At 42.9% G+C, this 22933-nt stretch carries 21 protein-coding genes; 15 read left to right on the forward strand and 6 right to left on the reverse strand.

The window, feature by feature from the left end:
• Positions 1-37: 37 nt before the first annotated feature.
• The 6 genes from fghA (at position 38) to FW759_RS03690 (ending at position 3694) form a co-directional block, all read left to right on the forward strand.
• Positions 38-946: an S-formylglutathione hydrolase gene (fghA, locus tag FW759_RS03665; protein WP_131392667.1), complete on the forward strand. Its 909-nt coding sequence runs from the start codon at positions 38-40 to the stop codon at positions 944-946.
• 250 nt (positions 947-1196) lie between these two features.
• On the forward strand, positions 1197-1481 hold the full coding sequence (locus FW759_RS03670; protein ID WP_353671590.1) for a TIGR03643 family protein: 285 nt from the start codon (positions 1197-1199) through the stop codon (positions 1479-1481).
• Positions 1482-1604: 123 nt separating this feature from the next.
• Positions 1605-2297, forward strand: a complete 693-nt coding sequence (rpe, locus tag FW759_RS03675; protein WP_446442226.1) for a ribulose-phosphate 3-epimerase — start codon at positions 1605-1607, stop codon at positions 2295-2297.
• 68 nt (positions 2298-2365) lie between these two features.
• The gene (locus tag FW759_RS03680) at positions 2366-2722 is read left to right on the forward strand and encodes a hypothetical protein (protein ID WP_062845319.1); all 357 of its coding nucleotides are present in this window, start codon (positions 2366-2368) and stop codon (positions 2720-2722) included.
• A gap of 121 nt (positions 2723-2843) precedes the next feature.
• Positions 2844-3155, forward strand: a complete 312-nt coding sequence (locus FW759_RS03685; protein WP_131392661.1) for a hypothetical protein — start codon at positions 2844-2846, stop codon at positions 3153-3155.
• 227 nt (positions 3156-3382) lie between these two features.
• Positions 3383-3694 (forward strand): hypothetical protein, encoded by a 312-nt coding sequence (locus FW759_RS03690; RefSeq protein WP_095569891.1) that lies wholly within the window; start codon positions 3383-3385, stop codon positions 3692-3694.
• Positions 3695-3807: 113 nt separating this feature from the next.
• Here FW759_RS03690 and rpmG read toward each other — a convergent pair whose 3' ends face one another.
• Together rpmG and rpmB are read right to left on the reverse strand one after the other, a co-directional pair.
• A complete protein-coding gene (gene rpmG / locus FW759_RS03695; protein ID WP_010201403.1) occupies positions 3808-3963 on the reverse strand; it encodes a 50S ribosomal protein L33 in 156 nt (51 codons plus the stop codon).
• A 134-nt stretch (positions 3964-4097) separates the two neighbouring features.
• Positions 4098-4334, reverse strand: a complete 237-nt coding sequence (gene rpmB / locus FW759_RS03700; protein ID WP_057761372.1) for a 50S ribosomal protein L28 — start codon at positions 4332-4334, stop codon at positions 4098-4100.
• A 483-nt stretch (positions 4335-4817) separates the two neighbouring features.
• On the opposite strand from rpmB, the gene FW759_RS03705 reads away from it, so the two are divergent.
• The gene (locus tag FW759_RS03705) at positions 4818-10520 is read left to right on the forward strand and encodes a hypothetical protein (protein ID WP_446442227.1); all 5703 of its coding nucleotides are present in this window, start codon (positions 4818-4820) and stop codon (positions 10518-10520) included.
• A 215-nt stretch (positions 10521-10735) separates the two neighbouring features.
• Positions 10736-11668 carry a formyltetrahydrofolate deformylase gene (purU, locus tag FW759_RS03710; protein WP_227681072.1) on the forward strand — a complete coding sequence of 311 codons (933 nt, stop codon included), beginning with the start codon at positions 10736-10738 and terminating at the stop codon, positions 11666-11668.
• 105 nt (positions 11669-11773) lie between these two features.
• Here the strand turns inward: purU and FW759_RS03715 are convergent, their stop codons facing one another.
• On the reverse strand, positions 11774-12577 hold the full coding sequence (locus tag FW759_RS03715; protein ID WP_062845315.1) for a cytochrome C assembly family protein: 804 nt from the start codon (positions 12575-12577) through the stop codon (positions 11774-11776).
• Between the two features lie 410 nt (positions 12578-12987).
• Here FW759_RS03715 and ffh point away from each other — a divergent pair, with 410 nt between their 5' ends.
• The 7 genes from ffh (at position 12988) to FW759_RS03750 (ending at position 19454) form a co-directional block, all read left to right on the forward strand.
• Complete coding sequence (gene ffh / locus FW759_RS03720; protein ID WP_095569893.1) at positions 12988-14535, forward strand: signal recognition particle protein; 1548 nt, start codon at positions 12988-12990, stop codon at positions 14533-14535.
• 256 nt (positions 14536-14791) lie between these two features.
• Entirely contained in the window at positions 14792-15496 is a 705-nt protein-coding gene (gene tsaB / locus FW759_RS03725) for a tRNA (adenosine(37)-N6)-threonylcarbamoyltransferase complex dimerization subunit type 1 TsaB (protein WP_446442228.1), read from the forward strand.
• A gap of 90 nt (positions 15497-15586) precedes the next feature.
• The gene (locus FW759_RS03730; protein WP_095569895.1) at positions 15587-16429 is read left to right on the forward strand and encodes an undecaprenyl-diphosphate phosphatase; all 843 of its coding nucleotides are present in this window, start codon (positions 15587-15589) and stop codon (positions 16427-16429) included.
• 207 nt (positions 16430-16636) lie between these two features.
• Positions 16637-17530 carry a class I SAM-dependent methyltransferase gene (locus FW759_RS03735; protein WP_446442229.1) on the forward strand — a complete coding sequence of 298 codons (894 nt, stop codon included), beginning with the start codon at positions 16637-16639 and terminating at the stop codon, positions 17528-17530.
• A gap of 80 nt (positions 17531-17610) precedes the next feature.
• Entirely contained in the window at positions 17611-17850 is a 240-nt protein-coding gene (locus FW759_RS03740) for a hypothetical protein (RefSeq protein ID WP_131392648.1), read from the forward strand.
• A gap of 34 nt (positions 17851-17884) precedes the next feature.
• Entirely contained in the window at positions 17885-18802 is a 918-nt protein-coding gene (gene ubiA / locus FW759_RS03745) for a 4-hydroxybenzoate octaprenyltransferase (protein ID WP_446442308.1), read from the forward strand.
• A 40-nt stretch (positions 18803-18842) separates the two neighbouring features.
• Positions 18843-19454, forward strand: a complete 612-nt coding sequence (locus FW759_RS03750; protein ID WP_446442230.1) for a DUF4112 domain-containing protein — start codon at positions 18843-18845, stop codon at positions 19452-19454.
• A gap of 130 nt (positions 19455-19584) precedes the next feature.
• On the opposite strand, the gene FW759_RS03755 is transcribed toward FW759_RS03750, so the two are convergent.
• The 3 genes from FW759_RS03755 to mnmD all read right to left on the reverse strand — a co-directional run bounded on the left by FW759_RS03755 (position 19585) and on the right by mnmD (position 22868).
• On the reverse strand, positions 19585-20211 hold the full coding sequence (locus FW759_RS03755; RefSeq protein ID WP_446442231.1) for a hypothetical protein: 627 nt from the start codon (positions 20209-20211) through the stop codon (positions 19585-19587).
• Positions 20212-20294: 83 nt separating this feature from the next.
• Positions 20295-20720 carry a secondary thiamine-phosphate synthase enzyme YjbQ gene (locus FW759_RS03760; RefSeq protein WP_446442232.1) on the reverse strand — a complete coding sequence of 142 codons (426 nt, stop codon included), beginning with the start codon at positions 20718-20720 and terminating at the stop codon, positions 20295-20297.
• A gap of 84 nt (positions 20721-20804) precedes the next feature.
• Positions 20805-22868: a tRNA (5-methylaminomethyl-2-thiouridine)(34)-methyltransferase MnmD gene (mnmD, locus tag FW759_RS03765; RefSeq protein ID WP_446442233.1), complete on the reverse strand. Its 2064-nt coding sequence runs from the start codon at positions 22866-22868 to the stop codon at positions 20805-20807.
• Positions 22869-22933: the final 65 nt, after the last annotated feature.

A 22933-nucleotide genomic window follows, 5' to 3' on the forward strand; every position in this document is an offset into this window, starting at 1 on the left:
ATTGTGTATTTTACTTTGGATAAAAAGGATGTCACTCATGAAAAAGTCTTACAGTCATCGCTTGTCTGCCAATAGCCAACTCACACAAAAAAGTGTGAATCGCTGCTTTAATGGTGAACAGCACTATTATAGTCATCAATCAACCGCCACCAAAACACCGATGACGTTCAGTATTTACTTGCCTGATGAAGCACTCACAGGTCAGCGCTGTCCTGCTATCTTATACTTGTCAGGTTTGACGTGTAATGCCGATAACGTCACTCATAAAGCGCATTTTCAACAGAGATGTAGCGAGCTTGGCATGATCTTCATTGCACCCGATACTTCCCCGCGTAGCGTGCCAGCATCAGACGAAGCAGAAACCGTAGAGGTTCCTAATGATGAGCGCTACTTTGTCGGTCAAGGGGCAGGGTATTATGTCGACGCGACAGAAGCACCTTGGGCAGACAACTTCAACATGGAGAGTTATATCGTTGAAGAGCTGTATGATTTGTTACGCTCAGAGTTTCCCATTGATACGATTGGCATCACAGGGCACTCGATGGGTGGTCATGGGGCACTATTACTAGGATTTAAGTTTCCTAGCAAATTTGTTAGCGTGTCGGCGCTATCGCCTGTCTGTGCCGCCAGTGAGTCAGCATGGGGACAAGCGGCTTATACTGAGTACTTTGGTGATGATAAGTCATTGTGGGCGCAAGCAGATGCTTCAAAGATGATTGAAAAAGTCGGTCGGCAGTATGCGAGTATCTTGGTCGATCAAGGGGCAGCCGATAACTTTTTAGCAGAAGGTCAATTGCAAACGTCTACATTACAAGACGCTTGTGAAAAAGCCAAGCAGCCCTTAACACTGCGTTATCAAGGTGGTCATGATCACAGTTATTATTTTATTCAAACCGTGATTAACGACCATATCGATCATCATTGGCGTATGGCGCAGCTTCGCTAGATTTTTAGTTAAGTCTTAATATGATGTTTTTTTTGTTGTATCGTTTGATTTAAAAAAGGTAAGTCTTATGGCAAGTTATCAAGATTTGGCCGCAGTAGATTTAAAAGATCAATCATCGAATTCTAGTGAGTCTGAATCCACGCTCGCTACCATGCAAGCGGACATGGATGCAGCTTTGAAAGATAAACAGCATGCCGATATTGGTACTCATTCCAACGAGAAGCTGACAAGTTCAGTGCAATCAAGTGATATGATTGAGCAGTCAACGAATGAGGCTGGGAATAGAGTGCTGGATGAGGCTCAGGTCTCACGAGTAATAGAGATGGCGTGGGAAGACAGAACACCATTTGGTGCCATTGAACATAGCTATGGTCTTAGTGAGCCTGACGTTATTAGGCTCATGCGCCAAGAGCTCAAGCCGTCGTCCTTTCGCTTATGGCGTCAACGAGTCAGTAACCGTGCGACCAAACACGAGGCGAAGCGCTCTTTTGAAGTTGGCCGAGCATATTGTAAGACGCAATATAAGCCGCGCTAGTCATTTAAGCATAAAATGGTTCGTATCTTTGATATGATCTGAATATTAAAAGCGCTTCCGTCCGTTATAACATCCTTTATATTTTGCTCGTCTTTTATTTAAACATAAATTAGGTAGATCCTTATGATCAGTTCTTCAAAACCTTATCTTATCGCACCTTCGATACTGTCAGCCGATTTTGCACGTTTGGGCGAAGAAGTTGAAAAAGTACTGGAGTCGGGCGCTGATGTGATTCATTTCGATGTCATGGACAACCATTACGTGCCGAATCTGACATTTGGTAGTATGATTTGTAAAGCACTGCGTGACTATGGAGTTGATGCGCTTATCGACGTACATCTGATGGTCTCGCCTGTTGATAGCATGATTGAACAGTTTTTAGATGCAGGTGCGAGCATTATTACTTTTCATCCAGAAGCCAGCGCGCACGTTGATCGTTCTTTGCAGCTGATTAAAGATGGCGGGGCAGAATGTGGCTTGGTATTAAATCCAGCAACGCCATTACATCATTTAGATTATGTTATGGACAAGGTCGATCAAATCCTACTCATGAGCGTCAATCCTGGATATGGTGGGCAGTCGTTTATTGAGAGCACTTTAGATAAAGTTCGCCAAGTCCGTCAACGTATTGTTACTAGCGGTCGAGACATCAGGTTAGAAGTCGATGGTGGTATCAAGGCCAGTAATATTCGTGCAATTGCTGAAGCAGGCGCGGATATGTTTGTCGCTGGTTCTGCAATTTTCAACCAAGAAGATTATAAAGCTGCTATCGATGCGATGCGTGAAGAGTTGGCACTGGTTAGGGCTGATCAATAACATCGGTATCATTAAGATACGCAGTGTACTCGTCATTTATACGATGGTAGGTTATGTAAAGGTAAACTATGAACACAAACAAACCCGTTCCCTCGTCAGTGCGCTCTGAGCCAATCACAGATACTAGGCCGCATCGTAGCTTAGTACCAAAAGGGATTACGATTGGCTTGGCGATTTTTGCGCTTGTGCTAAGTTTAGCAGGCTATGGTTTTCGCTTAATGATTGGCGATGACGTTGGCGTCGTATTGCGTCATGCTGCTGTAGTCATACCTACCTTTGTGCTTGGCATCCCATTGTTTTTTTGGCTTGGCTCGCGAGTGCTTAATAAAGTTAAAGGTCTGCATATTGAAACCAGAAATGCGCTGACGCTTGGTTGGTTGACTGCTTGTGTGTCCATGTTGTGGTTGATGGGGAGTTATAGTTAACATCACAATCAGCAAAAATAATGTGCATTCATAAATATAGCGTTGTTATTTTTTTATGAGCTATCTTTTACACTTTTTTTAATCATTGAGCCATACCTTATAAGTATGGCTGGAATCTTATATGCGAATCGTACCAGCTAGTATTGCCAAAATTATCTACCCAAAAGACTTACCCAATGGCTTGTTTACTAGTTTGATTATAGCTTGCCTATTCATGGGCTTAGCATCGCTGCGTCATGGTACGGGTTTCCAAGACTGGCTAAATGTGATTGAAAATTGGCTCATTATGCTACTAATATTCCCTACCGCTACTGCCACTGTGGCACTACCATTCAAATATCGTGATCCAACCTTTGAGTTAAAATTGACGTATTACCTTGGCATGTTTGTCGCATTTTTATTCACCTTAGCCAAACTAAGGTACTGGCGTTGAGTTTGGATAGCCTCTCAAACGCATTACTTATATAGAAGACTTGTGTGACAAACCTTGAAATCCAAGGTCAAAGCGTCCATTGTATGAGTAAGACAGTTTTACCCGCGTTACTAAAAGACGAAAGATTTAAGACGAGAAATTTGCTGAATGGATTTTTGTAGTGAATAGATTTTTTGCCATTACCAATTCGTTTGCAAGTATCAGACGGGACAATAAGGAACAAATGAATGCCATACGATATCGATAATGATATAGAAGTAGATAACGAGAGTACCGATCAATTTGCAGGATTTGCGAAAGAGACCACCCTTGAGCTAGTCGAGGCTGAAGATGGTAAGTTGCTGTTGCGTGATGCTGAACAAGATGAGGCACCGCTGATGACTATTGATTTTTCCGATAAGTTAAAAGAGCTACTGGGTAGTGATACGCAAGCCATTGGTCAACATATGATTCATGCGGCGATTCAGGTCATCATGCAAAAACAGATGAGTAAATGGCACGCTCACGTCTATGATAAAGAGCCAACACACTACAGCTGATCTTTAGTTTATTAGCGAGCTGAAGATAGCTAAATATACAAGCATAAAAAAAGGGTTTATCGATTGATAAACCCTTTTTTTTGTTCAAATAGTACCATCTATAAAAATGGAGATTATTTGATTTTAGCTTCTTTAAAGATCACATGCTGGCGTACTTTTGGATCAAATTTTTTGATTTCCATTTTGCCAGGCATAGTGCGCTTGTTTTTAGTAGTGGTGTAGTAATACCCAGTACCCGCTGTTGATACTAATTTAATTTTATCTCTCATGATAGCTTTCCTGTAAATGAGGGGTCTTAAAACGATAGGTATGCGTCTCAAGTAATAAGTTGCTACTCATGTGGTAGCAGAAAAGCAGCTTTAATAACGAAAATTATCATTATTTATAAGCTGCTAATATTCACTTAAACTTTTTGACCTTGTGCGCGTAGATCTGCTAACACTTTATCGATACCTAGTTTGTCAATGATGCGCATACCCTTGGTAGACACACGTAGACGTACAAAACGATTTTCAGACTCTACCCAAAAACGATGGTTGTGTAGGTTTGGTAGAAAGCGACGACGGGTTTTGTTGTTTGCGTGCGAAACATTATTACCCACCATAGGGCGCTTTCCAGTCACTTGGCAAACTCGAGACATGGCGAACTCCTAATCTATGAGGTATGAGTTTTTCTCATACCAGTCTGGGCAAGTTGCACGTTTTTGCGGCATGGACACAGCAAGCGGCAGCTTTGCACCAAACAAAACTATATGAAGGTTGAGCTGATATGACTGTTATCTAAAGGCAAATAACAGGCTAACCAATTCAGAAAATTTTAAAGCCGACATTTATACCATAAAACAGATGAATACTCAAATATTTTTATAATTACTGCCGATCTAAAGGATGGATATTATACCCTGAAATAAGCGCTCTATGTTGTTGATTATTTAATAGTAACCATTAATTTTTAGTTGTAAGTTATAACAAAAGTCAGTAAAGTTGCCGTTATATATTTAATACAATCTGTTAAATAAGTCGCTTCAATGTAAACATATGTATCATTACCAATCACTTATGATTCTGCGTAATGGTTTTTGCCTATTTACTCTAAAAAATTACTGCTCATGCGGAGTCTAAAAATGTCATATAGCTCATTACCTTTTACTTCTAAGCTGTTTAAACTTACTTCTCTGACTTGTGCCTTAGCATTGGCAGGTTGTGGTGGTGGTGATGGTACTGATACGATCGCACCAGAGCCTGATACGGGGGTGCAGCAGCCTGGTAATGGAACAGGTGGAAATAACGGTAATGATGGTGGCGGTGAACAAGTGCCAGACGTTGAACCTAACTTCTTTTTACAAAGACTAAGTACAATACCGACCATTATTGAGTTGTCCGATGAACAAACCAGCTTTAATGTCACTGTTAAAGCGGCCGAAGTAAGCTCTGGAGGAGCCATTTCCGGTAAAGCTGTTACGTTGAGAGTTGTTAACTCTGAAACTAACGGTATTACTATTGAAGGTCAAAGTACTCAAACGACTGATAGTGATGGTAATGCGATATATACACTCAAGCTCAATCCGCAAGCAGTTGCTGATAAAAATGCATTGATAACAAACGGGTTTACTTTAGTGGCAACTGCTAATAAAGCAGATGGTACTGCTATAGCTCCACAAGAATTAAAAGTTTCGGTTAGCAAGAAGGGTAGTGGCGATGGAACACCAGTTACTGAAAGCAAATTGGATATTACACCAGTATTGAGTACAAGTTCAGTTTCTAATAATGCTTTGAATCCGTATGGCGATAGTGCACAGCTCACTGTTACGGCTAAAAACAGTAATGGCGCTCGTGTTCAAGATGTGAAAGTTGGACTGGGTATTGCAAGTATCAAAGGTATTTCTATCGTAGGTGGTAACAGTAAAGTTACAAATACTGATGGCGTAGCGATTTTTAATATTAAAGTCGATGAAAACCTTTCAAAAGCTGAGCGTGATGCTCTGTTACAAGGCGAAGGTATTGCGTATGCAATCAATATTCAAGAGCAAAATGGTGCTACAAAGCAAAATACAGGTAATCTTTCTATTGCGTTGCCAGTCTCTGATTATGAGCTGAGTATAGCTAACCTCTCAAAACCACTTAGTGCCTATGGTGATACACAACAACTAATTCTTACTGCTAAACCGAAAAACAGTAGCGTACCAACTACTATTGAAGGCGCTAAAGTCTCTGTTAAACTCAATAACGCACCTGAAGGTGTGAGCTTAACAAATGAGCAACTGGTTTTGGATAGCAAAGGTCAAACCATCATTGCTTTGACAGTAGCCCCAGAACTTAAAGAATCTGTACGTAAAGCACTTGCTAAAGATGGTATCAGCTATACAGTGACATTGTCAGAGCCTAACCGTTCAGTCACGCCCAAGACGTTCAAGAGCTCAGTTGAAATACCGATTGCAAAAAATGTAGTCAGTTTTGAAGGAAGTGACAAAAAACAAATATCAAGCTCAGGTGGTAGTGCTGTTGTGAGCTTTAGAGTAAACAATAAAAACGGCGGCGCAGTAACTGAGCAAGTGGTATCTGCAAGTCTACCAATTGCACTGACTAGTAAGGGCTTATTAACTATTGATGGTAGTGCTGAGCAAACTACCAATAGTAAAGGTGTTGTCAGTTATACGGTGCGGGTGCCAGCAGGACTGACTGAGCCACAAAAAGCGGAATTAGAAAAAGCGGGCAGCTTTGTGATTAATGTAAATGCTGTAGAAACGTCTGGTGCAAGTGCTAATGCAAGTAGTGAACGTATTACCATTGGTTCAGATATTGGTCAAAGTGATATCGCATTAACTGCTAAGAGTATTCCTACTGTTGTAAATGTTTTAGAAGATCAGTTTAAGTTGCAAATTGCAGCCAAACGTAAAAATGGTAGTGCGGCCGCAGCAAGAACAGTAAAACTAGTAATCAATGAAGGTTCAAGTACAGGTGTTACTATTCGAGGTAACGAGCAAGTTACTAATGATAGTGGTGTAGCAGAGTTCAATATTGGTATCAGTCAAAATCTTACACAAGCCCAACGTGATCAACTGATCAAATCTGGTATTAGTTATACAGCTGTCCTAACGGACCAAGATGGTACACATTCTAAGATCACGCAGACTATCAAGGTAGAGCAGCCTGTAACCAGTATTCAATTTGCCTCTATTGCAACCCCATCGATCAGTGAACTTGGCGGTAACGGTAACATTGATATTAAATTAACGACTAAAGGTAGCAATGCTAAACCTGTCGAATCACGGGCAGTTGCTATTCAACTAGGCGCTAAAGCCCAAGAGTATGGCATTACTATTGCGCAGAATAACGCCACTACTGACTTTAGCGGTGAGGCAACTTTTGTTGTTACGATTCCAGCAGGTCTAACCGCGAAGCAACGTGCTGACTTATTAAGTACAGGTATCAACTATCAACTTTCTTACGTCGAAAATAATATTACTTATAAATCTGAAATACAAAAAGTTAAAATTATTACGCCTACAGTTGAGCTAAGTATTCTTAATGCAACGAATAACATTGAGAATCAAGCAGGTTACATTCTCAATAACGTAGGTAGTAATGCTACGATACAAGCCCAGCTGAGTAATCAGTCATCTGGTGAGCAAGTAGCCGATCAGCCTATTAAACTAGCGTTTGCAAATAAAACGTTGGCAAGCTTGTTGACGGTCAATGGTCAGATTGGCTCAGCAAACATTATGGCCAATACAGATGTCAATGGGTCGGTTAGCTTTGATGTTGTGGTTCCGAACAACTTGACTGACGAGCAAAAGGAAGCGCTTAGTAAGCAAGTATTGACCGCTACTTTGACAGAGACACTCACGGGCAAACAGCAGCAAGTCAAAATCAAAGTACAGTCTATGACGGCTGCAATCTCTTTAATAGCAAGCCCTACCAAAGCTCTAAACTTGAACGGCGGCGAAACACAGATTGAAGTAGTAGCAAAAGACAAAAAAAATAACATCGTTACTGGACAACGAGTGTTCCTTGCATTACCTGCAACTGTCGCAAGTAAAGGCGTTACTTTAGTATCAGGAGGTAGTCAAACTACTGATGATTCGGGTAAAGCGGTATTTACCATAGCAGTACCAAGCAGCTTAACAGATGAGCAGAAAGCGGCTATTGGCCGTAGTATCAATGTTGTACTATCTGCGGCAGATACTAACGGTAATATTGTTACCCAGCGTACCTCAGTTAGTACTGTTGCTCCGACAGGTACGTCAGAAGCATTGACGATGGGCGCAAATAAAGTTGTTAATACCAAAGGAGATACTTTTAAGGTATTTGTTCGTTTAGAGAATAAAAACGGCGGTATTGCCAATCGTAGCATTCGCTTAAACGTTGAAAATCCACTACAGACTGGCGTAAAAGTAACCAATGGAACCGCTACAACAAATAGCGATGGTGTTGCGACCTTTGATCTGAGTCTTGAGGCTGGCGCTAATGTCAATCAAGCCATATTGGCAGCAGGTATCAAGTTAACAGCCACCACAACGACTGCAGAAAATGTGAAATTAACGCAAAACTATATTGTGGCTGTAGACACCGCTACGATTGATAGTTATCAGCTAATAGCCTCTTCTGATAAATCTACCTTGAATACAGGCGGTGACCAAACCAATGCAATTTTCCGCGTCACTGATAGTAAAGGCGGTATCTTAACGGGTGTGCCTGTACAGCTTAGCATTGAAAATCTTGAAGCCAGTGGCGCTGCTTTGACTACTCCAAGTATGGTGACAACTGATGCTAACGGTCAGATAGATGTTGGCATTATCTTAGCGGCAAATACTGTCAATGCCCGTTTAAACCATAGTGTTGTGATCAATGCCAAAATTGTCACGCCGCAGTATGATGTAGATGGCAAAGTTAGCATGCAAGTGCGTGAAGAAAACTCTTTGAGTCTGTCAGCAATAGGGACAGAAATTACGCTTACCTCTACAGAAACTAAACTTAAGGATGGTGGATTAACGACTATCAGTACTACTCTAGTAGACGGTACAGGTCGCGCTATCGCTAATGCTGGTATAGAGCTGGTAGATGAAAACGGGGATGTTATTGCTACTAATGCAACTGCCTTTACTGATGCCAATGGTAAGACCAGTGTTACGATTCGTGAGAGCAATCTATCGTTTGATAATAGTGGTAACTTGCGTGTGTATGCACGTGCTTATGGCGAAAATAAAGTAAACACACAGCGCAGTTTGAACAGTATTGATTTGGTCAAAGTCTCACAGGCAGGTATTAGCTTCATCGATATCAAAAACGTCTACGATGTCAATACGCCGCAAACCATCAATGTTCAGATTCGTCGTGATACAGCAGCTCAGGCAGCTCAACTGATAGGAAAGCAAGTTGAAGTACAAACGACACTTGGTGCCTTTGCTAATGGCAGCGCTGCCAGTAATAATGTCATCGTTACTAAGACGATCAGCGCAGCAGATATAGCGGGTAACATTATTACAGTGCCTGTTACTTTAACATCACAGCTGGCTGGAATTACCGCATTACAAGCGACTATATTGGGTGACACATTACCAAATGGCGAACCTCGCTACCGTGCAACAGTTGACACGCGCTTCCGTGCGACGACACCTGCGAAGATGATTTTTCAAGCAGCTAAATCTGTGATTACACCGGGCGGCAGTACTGAGGTAGTGGCCACTGTCAAAGACAAAAATGATGTACCAGTAGAAGGGAAAACTGTGGTATTTAGTCGTGCTTCTGATTCTTCAGCCGGCCGTTTATCAGCTGCAACAGCAGTGACAAACAGCAAAGGTGAGGCACGCGTTATTTATCAAGCCAATGCCAGCTCTCCTATTGGCGGCGTGACTATCAACGCGCGCTTATTAGAAGATAATGCGAATATAGGTAGCAAGAGCACGAGCATTACCGTATCAAAAGAAGCAGTATATACGACCTTAGCTTTTGGTAATAAACTGTCTTCTGATGATATTTACTACACTGTACGCGGTTCTATAGCGGTCATGGATGGTTCAGGACGCGCTGTACCAAATCAAGCAGTATCGATTAAGTCCTACGCTACTGAATATGCGCAAGGTAAATATTGCCTGCTAGATAGTACCGTGACTTATCAAGCAGCTGATATTACAGATAAAGATGGAAATGTCACAACACCAGAACCACAGTCGTTCTCTGAAAAAACCCCAGTGCCTTTACGTTCTGATTGGTATCCTACAGAAGATGCCAATTACAACTATACGTTAGATAGAGATGCTGACCTTATTGTAAACGAAGATAAGAATCTAAATGGCGCACTTGAAGCCATAAATCCAGTCACTATTTTAGTCAATGGGCAGCTTGCGGATGATAATTATACGCTGACAACAAATGCAGAAGGTCGTGCTGATTTCGAAATCCGCTATCCACTGCACTATTCAAATTGGGTAAAAGTACGTTTTGATACCACTACTATTGTTAATGGTAGTGAAAATATTCAAAGTATTAATTATCAGCTACCGACCTCAGTAGATGACTTAACAGTAAATGGGTCGACACTGTTAACGCCTTGGGTCAACAATACCAGTCCGTTTGGAGATGGTGGGGCGATGTGCACCAACAGTATAAATGTCAATGTTAACGAAAACACGCCACGTACCAGAGTGACGTTATCTCCTTATTCACCAAATTATAGCGTTGCTATTGAGGGTGAGTCATCATTTAACGCCCCAACGGTTGGTTTTAATACATATATGATAGATTTTAATAAAGCTTTTGAATTGGGTTCAACTATTAGTGTCAGTAATAATGGATTTGGTTTCTCTAAAACAATTAAAGTGGAATAACCTTTAATTTTTACGTAGCATATTTTTCTCTATTAAAACCCTCAACGCCACGTTGGGGGTTTTTGCGTTATCTTCTCAAATAGCTAAATCAATCTGAATAACCAAAAACAACCAACACGCTCAGCAAAACATTGCAAAAAAGATTAAAATGATCGGTTTACTACGCTGATAATAGTTTTTCAGCGATCAGTCATTATTTTTTAATTGGGCGTATTATGTCAGACACTATCAAGACGGTTCCCTCATCGGATATCGAGTCAAACACTATTTCTAGTGCTTCACCTACCACTGATGCTAGCGACACGGCGACACTGTTGATCAAATGCAAAGACCAAGCGGGTATCGTACAAGCGGTTTCTGAGTTTATCCATCGTTATGGCGCTAATATTATTACGCTCGATCAGTATTCAACGGCGCATGAAGGCGGTCAATATTTTATGCGTTTGGAGTTTGCTTTGGCAGGGTTAAGCGAAATTATTGACAATTTTGAGGTCAGCTTTGGACATACGGTTGCCAAACGCCACAACATGGATTGGCGTCTCCATAACAATGCTATTAAGACCAAAGTGGGTATTTTGGTATCCAAGTTCGATCACGCATTGTTAGATTTATTATGGCGTCATCAGCGCGGTTTGCTGGACTGTGAGATTACTTGTGTGGTCAGCAACCATCCTGACTTGCGTCAAGCCGTAAAAAACTTCGGTATCACATTTCACCATGTGGCTGTCAATAAAAACAATAAAGAGCAGGCAGAAGAGCAGATTCATAAACTGATGGAAGGTAATGATTTGCTTGTATTAGCGCGTTATATGCAAATACTGTCACCTGATTTTGTGAAGCGCTGGCCGATGCAGGTGATCAATATTCACCATTCATTCTTGCCAGCCTTTGTGGGTGCCGATCCTTACCGTCAAGCGTATGATAAAGGGGTGAAACTGATTGGTGCCACCGCGCATTATGTCACCGCTGAGCTTGATCAAGGGCCTATTATCGAGCAAGATGTTCACCGCGTGACCCATCGTCAAGGCGTGACAGAATTGCGAGCCATTGGCCGTGATATCGAGCGCAACGTCTTGGCGCGTGCTGTGAACTGGCATGTGCAAAATCGAGTGATTGTCGCAGGTAATAAGACCGTGGTTTTTAATTAAAGCAGCGTTTGAGTATAACGAACTTTCTAAAATCTCATCTTGTTTTTAGATAATACCAAAGCGGCAGTCAGTACTCGTATGAGATACAATTGGCTGCCGCTTTTTTTATTGGCCAACACCTAGCAATAGCTCTAGCACAAACTTGCTACCGACAAAGCCAATTGCCAATAAGATAAAGGCATAAATAGTGATATTAGCCGCACGCTTGCCACGCCAGCCAGCACGCCAGTTGCCAACCAGTAGCGTACCGAATAATAACCAAGACAAAAGGCTAAAGACGGTTTTGTGTACGATATGCTGCGCCATCAGGTCGTCTACATAGATAAAACCAATGCCCAACGCAATACTCAATAAAACAAACCCTACCAAGAGCATATCGAATAATAAACCCTCCATGCTTTGCAGGGATGGTAGCTTATTGACCCAAAATCGATGAATGGTATGATGCTTGAGCTCGCGTATTTGTAAGCGCAAAAACAGTGCTTGTATTGCTGCCATTAGCAGGACACAGTAAGCCGCGAAAGACAGTAAGATATGTGCTTCTAGCCCTGCACTGATATTGATGATCGGCTGATAGGGCGCGCGTCCAATGTAGCCAATGGTCATACCTAGGAGTGCTGTTGGTGCCGCTAAGATGCCCAAGCTGATAATAGGCCGGTACAGAGAAAATAAGACGTAAAAGAATAAAAAAAACAAACTGATCAGGCTAATGACATTGAATAAATTAAAATTCAAACCATAAAGCGTAACAACGTAGGGGTAGAGCAGCAGCGCATGTGCGACCATACCGACCATCAGTAACCCCAAACCAATGCCTTTACGAACAGGTTTGTCCTGAGTCAGCGCCCAACCAAGGTAAACACTGACTAAGATATAAGCTAGACTAGCAAGTAAGAATGCAAAGTGCACAGATATAAAGCCTCATCTCATATTGAGCGCACAATGGCTGCTCAATGCAATGCGAAAGTGGTATTATCGGAATGATTAGAATAATTGTCCAATTTATCATAAAATGGTGATCAATTGAGTACCATCTTACGTATTCCCTATAAATGCTCAGCTCTGTCCATCTGAACTCAACCCAGTATGCGTCAGTGACAGCTCAAATATCCAAGCCTTTTGCAAAACGATGATAATTGTTAGATCATCTTAATGCTATAGTGTTGATAATAGACTGTTTTTTGTAATACCGTTTCTAAAAACCAAATCTAATATATTATTGCGCATGCCCTTACATTATTGGTAAGCCATTTGATTGGTTTTACTAAAAAAGATTTTAACAAAGAATTATTTTAACTGATTTTAACTGAGAGTTATTTATGTTTGATACCTTAACAGAACGTTTATCGTCGAGCCTCCGTAATATTGTGGGGACTGGACAACTGACTGAAGACAATATCAAAGACACCTTGCGTGAAGTACGTATGGCATTGTTAGAAGCTGACGTGGCGTTACCTGTCACGCGCGACTTTGTTAAGCGTGTTAAAGAGCAAGCGCTGGGTGCTGAAGTCTTAAAAGAGTTGGCACCAGGACAAGCGTTTGTCAAAATCGTCCATGACGAGCTGACCGAAATGATGGGCAGTGCTAACCAACAACTAGAGATGACCGGTAAGCCACCAGTCGTTTATCTACTAGCGGGTTTGCAAGGTGCGGGTAAAACGACGACTGCTGGTAAATTGGCCAAATTTTTACAAGAGCGTCATAAGAAAAAAGTCATGCTGGTTTCAGCTGATGTCTATCGTCCAGCCGCCATCAAGCAGCTTGAGCAAGTAGCAGGTCAGGTTGATGCCAAGTTTGTGAACTCAAGCACTGACGAAAATCCGATTGATATCGCACTACGTGCCATTGAAGAAGCCAAAATTCAGTATCAAGATATTCTAATCATTGATACGGCAGGTCGCTTGCACATCGATGACAACATGATGGATGAGATTAAAGCGCTAACGGCGGCGGTCAATCCTTCTGAGACCTTGTTTGTCGTCGATGCCATGACTGGTCAAGATGCTGCCAATACAGCCAAAGCGTTCAATGATGCCTTGCCATTGACTGGTGTTATCTTAACCAAGACTGACGGCGATGCTCGCGGCGGTGCAGCACTTTCTGTACGTGCCATCACAGGTAAACCGATTAAATTCTTGGGGCGCGGCGAAAAGTTGGATGCCTTAGAGCTGTTCCATCCTGAGCGTATTGCCCAGCGTATTCTTGGTATGGGTGACGTACTGAGTTTGGTCGAAGAAGTTGAACAAAAAATTGACCGTGATAAAGCCGAAAAAATGGCGAAAAAGATGCAGAAGGGCGGCGATTTTGACCTTGAAGATCTATTGACCCAGTTCCAGCAAATGAAAAGCATGGGCGGTATGGCAGGCTTTTTAGATAAGATGCCAGGTATGGGTGGTTCTGACATGCAAAAAGCGGTCGAAGATGCCAAACCAGAAGAAAAAGTGCGTGAAATGGAAGCATTGATTAATTCTATGACGCCATTTGAGCGTAAGAACCCTGATAAGATCAATCCAAGCCGTAAGCGCCGTATTGCTGCGGGTTCTGGTCGTGAGATTCAAGACGTTAATCGTTTGCTCAAACAGCACAAGCAAATGGCAAAAATGATGAAGATGATCTCAAAACCTGAAGGCATCAGTAAAATGATGAAGTCCATGCAAGGACTAATGGGCGGCGGCGGCAGTGCTGGCGGTGGCGGCGGTCCTCTATTTGGTGGCGGTCAGCAAGGCGGCGCTAAAGACGTCAATCCAGAGCAAATGGCAAAACAAATGGGGCTTGATCCTAACAATATGCCAAGCACTGAAGAGATGCAAAAGCAGATACAGGACATGCAAAATCAAGCGCCTAAGAAGTTTAAAACCCGTTTTTAATACTTCCATAAGTAATATCTACATTTAAGTCTTTTGATCATTGTTTCTAATAAAAACCTCAAAGCGGAGATTGTTTTGAGGTTTTTTTTACGTTTGTCTGATTTGGAGAGATTCTCATGGATAAAGTATGAAAAAAGCAGAAAGTGATAAAAATAGCCTGCCCTAAATGCTATGATAGGCGCTGATTTATTTATGAAGCCAGTGCTTTTTTTATAATGCCGTGCTTTTTTTAATACCGATAGTATAGGCCGAGAGTATGAAGTTTTTAGCCATGGATACCGTGTTCGATCAGTGCTCGGTCGCAGTTTTAGATTCGAATGGTCACGTACTAGCGAGTCATACCGAAACAGGCAAACGCCAACAAACCCAGCAAATCCTTCCTATGATTGATGCTGCGCTGTCAGAGGCTCAGTTAAAACTTGCCGATATAACTGCCCTTATATTTAACCGAGGGCCTGGTGCCTTTAGTGGTATACGCATCAATACCGCAGTGGTGCAAGCGCTATCTGTGGCGCATGATATTCCTTGCGTGGGTGTCTCAAGCTTACAAGCGATAGCGCAGAGAGCCTATCAGCAGTATGGCTTGAGTGAGGTATATAGCGCTCTTGATGCTCGTATGCAGCAAGTTTATTTTGGTCAATATGCATTGGCAGATGACAGTCGGACAGACTATCTTGTCATGCAGCCAGTATTGGTTGGTGATGGCGATAGTACGGAGCAGTTGCTAGACTATGACAGTCAGACAGCCCTTAATCTGCCTATCGTTGGCAACGGTTCGATGCTATTAAACGCTCGCAGCGAACAGATATGTCATGAAGATGTCTGGCCAGATGCGGTGGTTATAGGACAGCTGGGTATTGCACAATTTATGATCTTGGGCGGTACGGATGCGGCCAATGCACTACCCAAGTATTTGCGCAATCAGGCATGGAAAACGTTAAAAGAGCAAGGTAAAGCTTAATCATTGTCATCGTCGTTGCCCCTCAAAAATATTAGAACATACTAAAAACTATACTGAACAATCGGTATATCTTTGTCTAGGAAAGCCATCGTGGATATTATTTTATTACTTCAAGCTGTCATCATGGGTATCGTTGAAGGTATCACTGAGTTTTTACCCATCTCAAGTACAGGCTATTTGATTCTATCGGCAGATGTGATGGGATTTTGGACCAAAGAAAAAGTGGATCTGTTTGTCGTTGTGGTGCAGCTTGGCGCTATATTGGCGGTTATCTATGATTACTGGGGTAGATTGTGGCAGGCGCTCATGGGTTTGTTGACTGGCAAAGCAGAAGGCATGGCCAATCCAAGACAGCTGGGGCTTAGCTTAATTGTAGCGACTATTCCCGTCATGATCGTAGGCTTCACCTTTGCTGATGAGATCAAAACCTATTTATTCAATCCGATTGTGGTCGCCATCATGCTCATTCTTGGTGGGCTATTGATATTTTATGTTGAGAAACGCCCTAAAGAAATCATTGCGCAAGAAGCGGAAGATGTCAGTTTAAAAACAGCATTGCTCATCGGTCTTTTTCAATGTATTGCCCTAATACCAGGCACATCGCGTTCAGGCGCCACTATCATTGGTGCACTATGGCTTGGCGTATCGCGCAAGGCATCCGCAGAGTTTTCTTTCTTTTTGGGTATTCCTGTCATTGTCGGTGCCGCACTATTGGACTTACTCAAACACGGTGATGTACTGAGCAGCAGTGAAGATTGGATAGTGTTAGCGATAGGAACGATAGTGTCGTTTGTGGTGGCACTATTATGTATTCGCTTATTGGTCGCTTGGGTGAGTCGCCGTGATTTTACTATCTTTGCATGGTTACGCATCATTACGGGTGTTATCGTATTGATCGCAGCATGGGGCTTTGGTTATCAAATGACGGGTTAGATCGTCACTCCCTTTGTCGTCTTATTTTCTATAATTAATGTAGAATAAAGACGATATATTAATCATAGCCATGTAAATAACAACGTGCTACTGGTATACATTTTCTTTGCTCACGGCGTGTTTTGCGCTTCAGAGGCAATGAAGATTAACGCCAGTGGCACTGTTTTTTGAGTGTTTTTATTGTCTGTCGCAAAAGAGGTGGCTATCATGACCCGTGTACAACAAGAATCATGCGCCTTTATGCGCTGCCAACTTATCTACGTCAACGAATCGCAGCAAATACAGATTGAAAGTCTCAAAGCTCTGATAGCAGAGCATAAATTGCCCATTGTTTTGGAAACTGAGCAGTCCATAGAAAAACTGACTCAAAAGCGCCGTCAACAATTGAGTCAGACGTCAACTCAGCCCATACTATTACTAGATGATAAAAACGCGTTGTCGTGGCTTAGTAACGGATTAAGCGTGGCGCCTGAATGGGATAAACTACAAAGGCGTATAGTAAGCGCTGGTCGCAAATCAGAGTTATTATTGCAAGCCGCCAAAATCACTTCGGATAGCAAAGTCATTGATGCCACTGCTGGTTTTGGACATGACAGTTTGATATTGGCCAGTACGGGTGCGCAAGTGGTGATGCTTGAGCAGCAACCCTTGATGGCTATGCTACTGCTAGTAGAACAGCAACGCATGAGTACAGTAGCAAATTGGCAAAAACTTATGTCACGTTTGCAGATTATAAATACTGATGCCCTCAGTTATTTTGCAAGTGTGAACAGCGCGCCTATATCTGAAAGTAATCGGGCAGTCGATGTGGTATATTTAGATCCTATGTTTCCAGAAGACAGCTACCAAGATAGCAAGACAGGAAAGGGTGCTAAAGTTGGCAAACACATGCAAGCCTTGCATCAACTGGCTCATCCACCCACCTCAGATGAGGAGCAGCAGTTGCTACAAAGCGCGCTCGCTGTGGTCGGTCATAATGAGCAAACATCGGGTCGAGTGGTTGTCAAACGTCCCCAGTTTGCGCCGCAACTTGCTCATCAATCATCAAGTGAGTGCTGGCATAATGAAGCGGTGCGTTTTGATGGTTATTTTGTCTCATAGCCATTTTGTATGATGGCGGTTCTGCTTTAAAACAATAAATGGATGTATTGAACAAGCCTACGTTAATTTAGGAGTAAAAAATGTCAGCGCTGATTATTTGGGTGATGGGTGCCGTTTTATTAGTCATCAATATTATGCTGCGTACTCGAATTCTTCGGCTAGAAGCGCGTCTAAAAGCGCTGAGTAATCCGCAAGAGCAACTGGCATTTTTGCGTCAACAAGCTGCCAAAAAAGAAAAAATTGCCGCCATCAAATCATTGCGCAAACAATATCCTGAAATATCACTGATAGAAGCAAATCGCTTATGGCAGAAAATATAGGGACCAGCACACAATGATACAAGACCCTTCATCTATGACGCTTACCGATAAGCTCTACGCTTATATGCAACTGACACGTTTTGATAAGCCTGTCGGTATTGAGCTATTGCTATGGCCAACGCTATGGGGAGTCATGCTAGCGGCAATGGGTAAAGCGCAGCAGCAAGCGATGCCAGCAGGTCTGCCGACGCTTAAAATATTTGTACTATTTGCGCTAGGTGCAGTATTTATGCGAGCAGCAGGCTGTGCCATTAATGATTTTGCTGATCGTAAAGTCGATGGTCATGTGACCCGCACAAAAAATCGACCATTGGCCGATGGTCGTTTGTCCGCAAAAGAAGCCATTGCTGCCTTCTTTGTGTTGGTTATCTTAAGCGTCAGTTTGTTGTTGTTTTTGCCTATTGAAGTGTTCTATTGGTCGTTTGGTGCCATCATACTGGCATTTATTTACCCCTTCATGAAACGCTATACCCAGTTGCCACAAGTATTTTTGGCAGCTGCGTTTGGGTGGGCAATACCAATGGCATATGTGGCGGTGCAAGGTACGCCAGATATTTGGTGCTGGTTACTATTCTGTGCCTATATGTGCTGGACAGTGGCATATGATACTCAATATGCAATGGCTGACCGCGATGATGATTTAAAAATTGGTATCAAATCGACGGCGATATTGTTTGGTCGTTATGATGTAATTATCATCTCTATCTTACAGATGTTGTTTTTGCTCATCATGGGCGCAGTATTGTGGCATTATTTTGAGCCAACCAGTTTGAGTATGATTCCAATATTTGGCTTGGGGTTGATAGCGATGATGTTTGCTAAGCAAAATAGTGCTTGTGCGAGTCGCCAAGCGATCCCCTGTTTCAAAGCATTTTTGGCCAATATTTGGGTAGGGCGTTATGCCTTTGCAATCATAGCCATTGCCTGCATGTGGACCACCTTCAATGGATAGGTTCTCAAAGCTAAAGAGGACAAGAGTGCCGAGCGCAGGCATGTCTACTGCTGATTATGAGGCAAAATTGGCGGCGCAAGGATTGACACGTCAACAAGTCATCGCAACTGAACGTAAACTGGCAAAGTTCGCCAATATCATGGATTCGCTGATACGTGTCCCTTTTACCAAACAAGGAATTGGGGCTGATTCTGCGCTTTCTACCATTCCATTGGCAGGAGACTTGGCAGGATTGGCATTGACCAGTTATGCGTTTATATTGGGTCGGCAGTTGGGTGTGCCTGCACGCAAAATGACCCCCGCTGTTAGGTTAGCACTTATTGATATGGTCGTTGGCATTGTGCCTGGTATTGGCACATTATTAGACATCTTCATTCGCCCTAGTCGTAAGACACTCGACATCGTCCATCAACATTTACAAGATGAGTATGGCATTACAGATGTGATGCATATGGATCGACCATTCTTACATCAATCGTTAGAAGACAAACAGCAGCAAGCTGGCTTTTGGCGCAATCCATTCATTGCTTGGCTGTACTTGCACATCCCCGATATTCTTGGACTCATATTTATTGTGACGATCGGCTGGGGTCTGTGGGCAGGTATCAGCTGGCTTGTTGGTTTATTTGGAACCACCACTGGGTTTAGTTGATCATAATTGAAGTATGGTTGGTTCATTCTATCCAAGACTATAGCAAAGGCAGCCACGTTATCGACGTGTGCTGCCTTTTTGCATAACAATTGGACTGGATAAGCGTTGGTACCAATTTGCTTTATTAATATTATTCCGCAACAACTTCAGCATCAGCGCTGACAGCCTCAAAACTTGTGATTTTATTGTTTTGAATGAGATCAATCGTGCCGCCACCTGCGTGACTGACCAGCTGAGTATTGCCATCGCTTGAGCGATAGGTAGGATTATTGCCTTGACCCTCAGGTGCTGTGAGTGTCATTTTTGGTTTGTTGGGTAGTGTCACGATAGCATTTAGCAAGCCTGCTGCTGACGTCTCAAATACGACAGATAATGACTCTCCTGCAGCACTTTTATAACGCACATCAGTAATCTGTGCGCCTTTGATCGCTTGTTCAGGACTTGGTGCGGCACTTGCATTCGTTGAGGAAGTATCCGTAGCCTCAAGATTGTCTTCCAATTGGGTTAGGCTGACATCGCGCTCTGTATCTGCTGACGAAGCAGTATCCTCATTTGCATTATTATCGTTAGGATCAGCGACATTGATATTGGTCGTCACGGGTGTTGTCTGGTCTTTTGTTTCTACTGGCGTCTCTTCAGCTGCTTCAGGCTCTGGTGTTTTTTGGCAGGCTGTGAGGATTAACACACTTAAAAAAGTCGCAGGCACTATCTGATAGTAACGTTTGAGTTTTGAGGTATTGGAAGCATGAATATTCATGATAATGTTTTTTCCATTGAGTGCTTTATGAGAATAGTGAGATAAATTGGGTTTAGCTATCTGTTGAATTTGGATATGTCTTATTAGGTATTGACGGTAATGATGAGTCTTCGCTGGCCGCCATCATTTCTATGCTCGCATAAATAAACACCTTGCCACATTCCTAGACCCAACCTGCCATTGATAAGCGGTACTGTTAAACTGACTCCAAGCATCATGCTTTTAAAATGGGCAGGTAAGTCGTCTGAGCCTTCTAATGTGTGACGATACTCTGGCTGATCGGCTGGCGCGATTTTGTGTAGCCAGTCTTCGGTATCTAGTCTAACATCAGGATCTGCATTTTCATTGATAGCAAGGCTGGCTGAGGTATGCTGCAAAAACAGATGCACCAAACCAGCACAAGAAGCATTAGGTATTAGGCTGTCAATTGCTTGTTCAATCATTGGCGTAATGATATGAATACCACGTGCATGGGCAGGCAAAGTAAGGGTAGTTTGATGGTAGGGCATGTAGCATTTCTCATTATTATCATCAGCTTTATAATGAATACTACAAGATAGTCACCGTGGTTGAAAGCGATGACTCAAATCAATCTAAACAAGCGGCGTCTGCAAACGGACACGATTTGGCGAAAGCCGCGCAAGCATGGCTTCTGATAAAGGGGAAAACGTCCCTGTCATCATATCTACCAATGCATCAGCACATAAGGGTGCCAAGGCGTAGCCTTTTGCGCCCATTGCACTCATGACCCATATCCGCTCGCTATCGCTCAATCGTCCGACAATCGGATGATAATCAGGCGTTTGAGTACGAACGCCCGCGCGCCCTTGCCATAAACGGGTATCTGTCGGAATGATAGTGCTCATCTCAGGTATAGCGGTAACGAGCTTGTCGCGGCTAATCTGGTGCTCTTCATGATGAATATGAGTATCAATATCATTGCGTATAAAGCTGGCCCCCAATAAAAACTGAGGCTGGTGAGCTGCCTCATTATCGAATGAATCGTCGTTCGTTTGAGCGGTAAATAACGTACAGTAACCGCTATATTTGAGCGGTATTTTGGGTAAGTGAGTGAGTTGTTCTCTCGTAGGTGTAAACCAAGAGAGCTGCCCACGAATCTTGCGGCAATCAAAAATACGCTTGTCGATGTCATGACTCTCAAAAGCGGCGCAAATCACGACGTTATCAGCGTCGATAGTAAGGACAGACTTGTCTTTGTCTAATCCACGAATCGAGACCTGCGTTTTTGTTTCATTAACACTATCGACAGTCAGCTGCTGAAAATGGATGAGCGGATGCAACAATATAATCTGCTTTAAGGTTTGTGGATTGATCAAGCCTGCATGTGGTAAATACAAATTTGTCGCCAAATCCTGTTCTTTTAAGCCACTGAGACTGTGTGCTTCATCAGGTGATAACGTCGTTGCCATATCGTCAGGATAATCGGCGATTTGCTCTGTGCCGATATTGGCTTTTATAAGCAAATCAAGAGCGCCCGTCGATTCAATGATTGGCGATATGCTTTCTGATTGGGCCATGTCATTAAACTGTCGGTATACTCTACTGCTATAGAGATAACCGATGGTGTGCAGATGCTCATCGACATGATGAATGGGTGTCATTTTGGGCGCAAGTAAGGCACGAGGGTTGCCTGATGCGCCTGCTAAAGGTGCAGACTTATCTACTAGCGTGACTTGAATGCCGCGATTAGCCAGCGACCAAGCGACGAATAATCCTGAGACACCAGCCCCAATGACAACGCTGTGAGACTCAGATAGAATGACGTTATCACTAATATCAACTCCTATGGCATCACGCGCTATATCTGATCTGATGGCATTACTCTCTGAACATGCAGCGTTCGTCATGATTGCTGTGAGCATTTCACGCTTTCGACCAAACCCTTTTACCTTGCTAATTTCAAAACCAGACGCACGTAGGGCACGTTTGACCACACCTGCGCAGCTATAAGTCGCAGCAGTTGTGCTTGGACGCGATAAACGCTGTATTTGTGCAAAGATGTTCTCAGCCCATAGCGTGCTGTTACAAGAAGGGGCAAACCCATCCAAAAACCAAGCATCCACAAAGGGCGTAGGCTCAATTGATTCGTCAGAATATAGCTTGGTTAAGCTGGTAGCTGCATCGCCAAACCACATATCGACAGTCAGATTATCAGTAAAAAAATTCAAACGATGACAGCCTGCAACAAGAGGCGGATAAGCATCTAAAAATGGCGTAATCAGTTCTGTTAGCTCGGGCGCGCGCTGTCCCCATAAATCGAGTATTTTTGTCAGGTCTGTAAGGGGTATTGGGTGTTTTTCAGTCGTGATAAAGTGCAGGCGAGCAGTGGCTAACTGTGGGTGTGTATCGCGTAGCTGACGCCAAAGAAGCCACGTTGCCAGCAGATTCAACCCTGTACCAAAACCCAGTTCGGCTATCGTAAAGCTTTGCTGCGGCGCAAGTTTTGATAATCGTTCTGGTAACTGGTTGTGCGCCAAAAATACGTGACGCGTTTCTGCCAGACCATCAGCGTGCGAGAAGTACACATCCCCAAACTCACCTGATACAGGCACCTTATTGCCCGTATCATCCGTTTGCCAGTCGATGTTGGCTGGCGTAATGACGCTCAATGTTTCATCAGTTTGGGTAGTAGACATGGCAAGTTTCTTAGCAGCATGAGGCGTTTAAAAAAGAAGAGTACGTTTTATAAAGTGACAGGTTG

This window comes from Psychrobacter sp. 1176_08, from assembly GCF_052850615.1.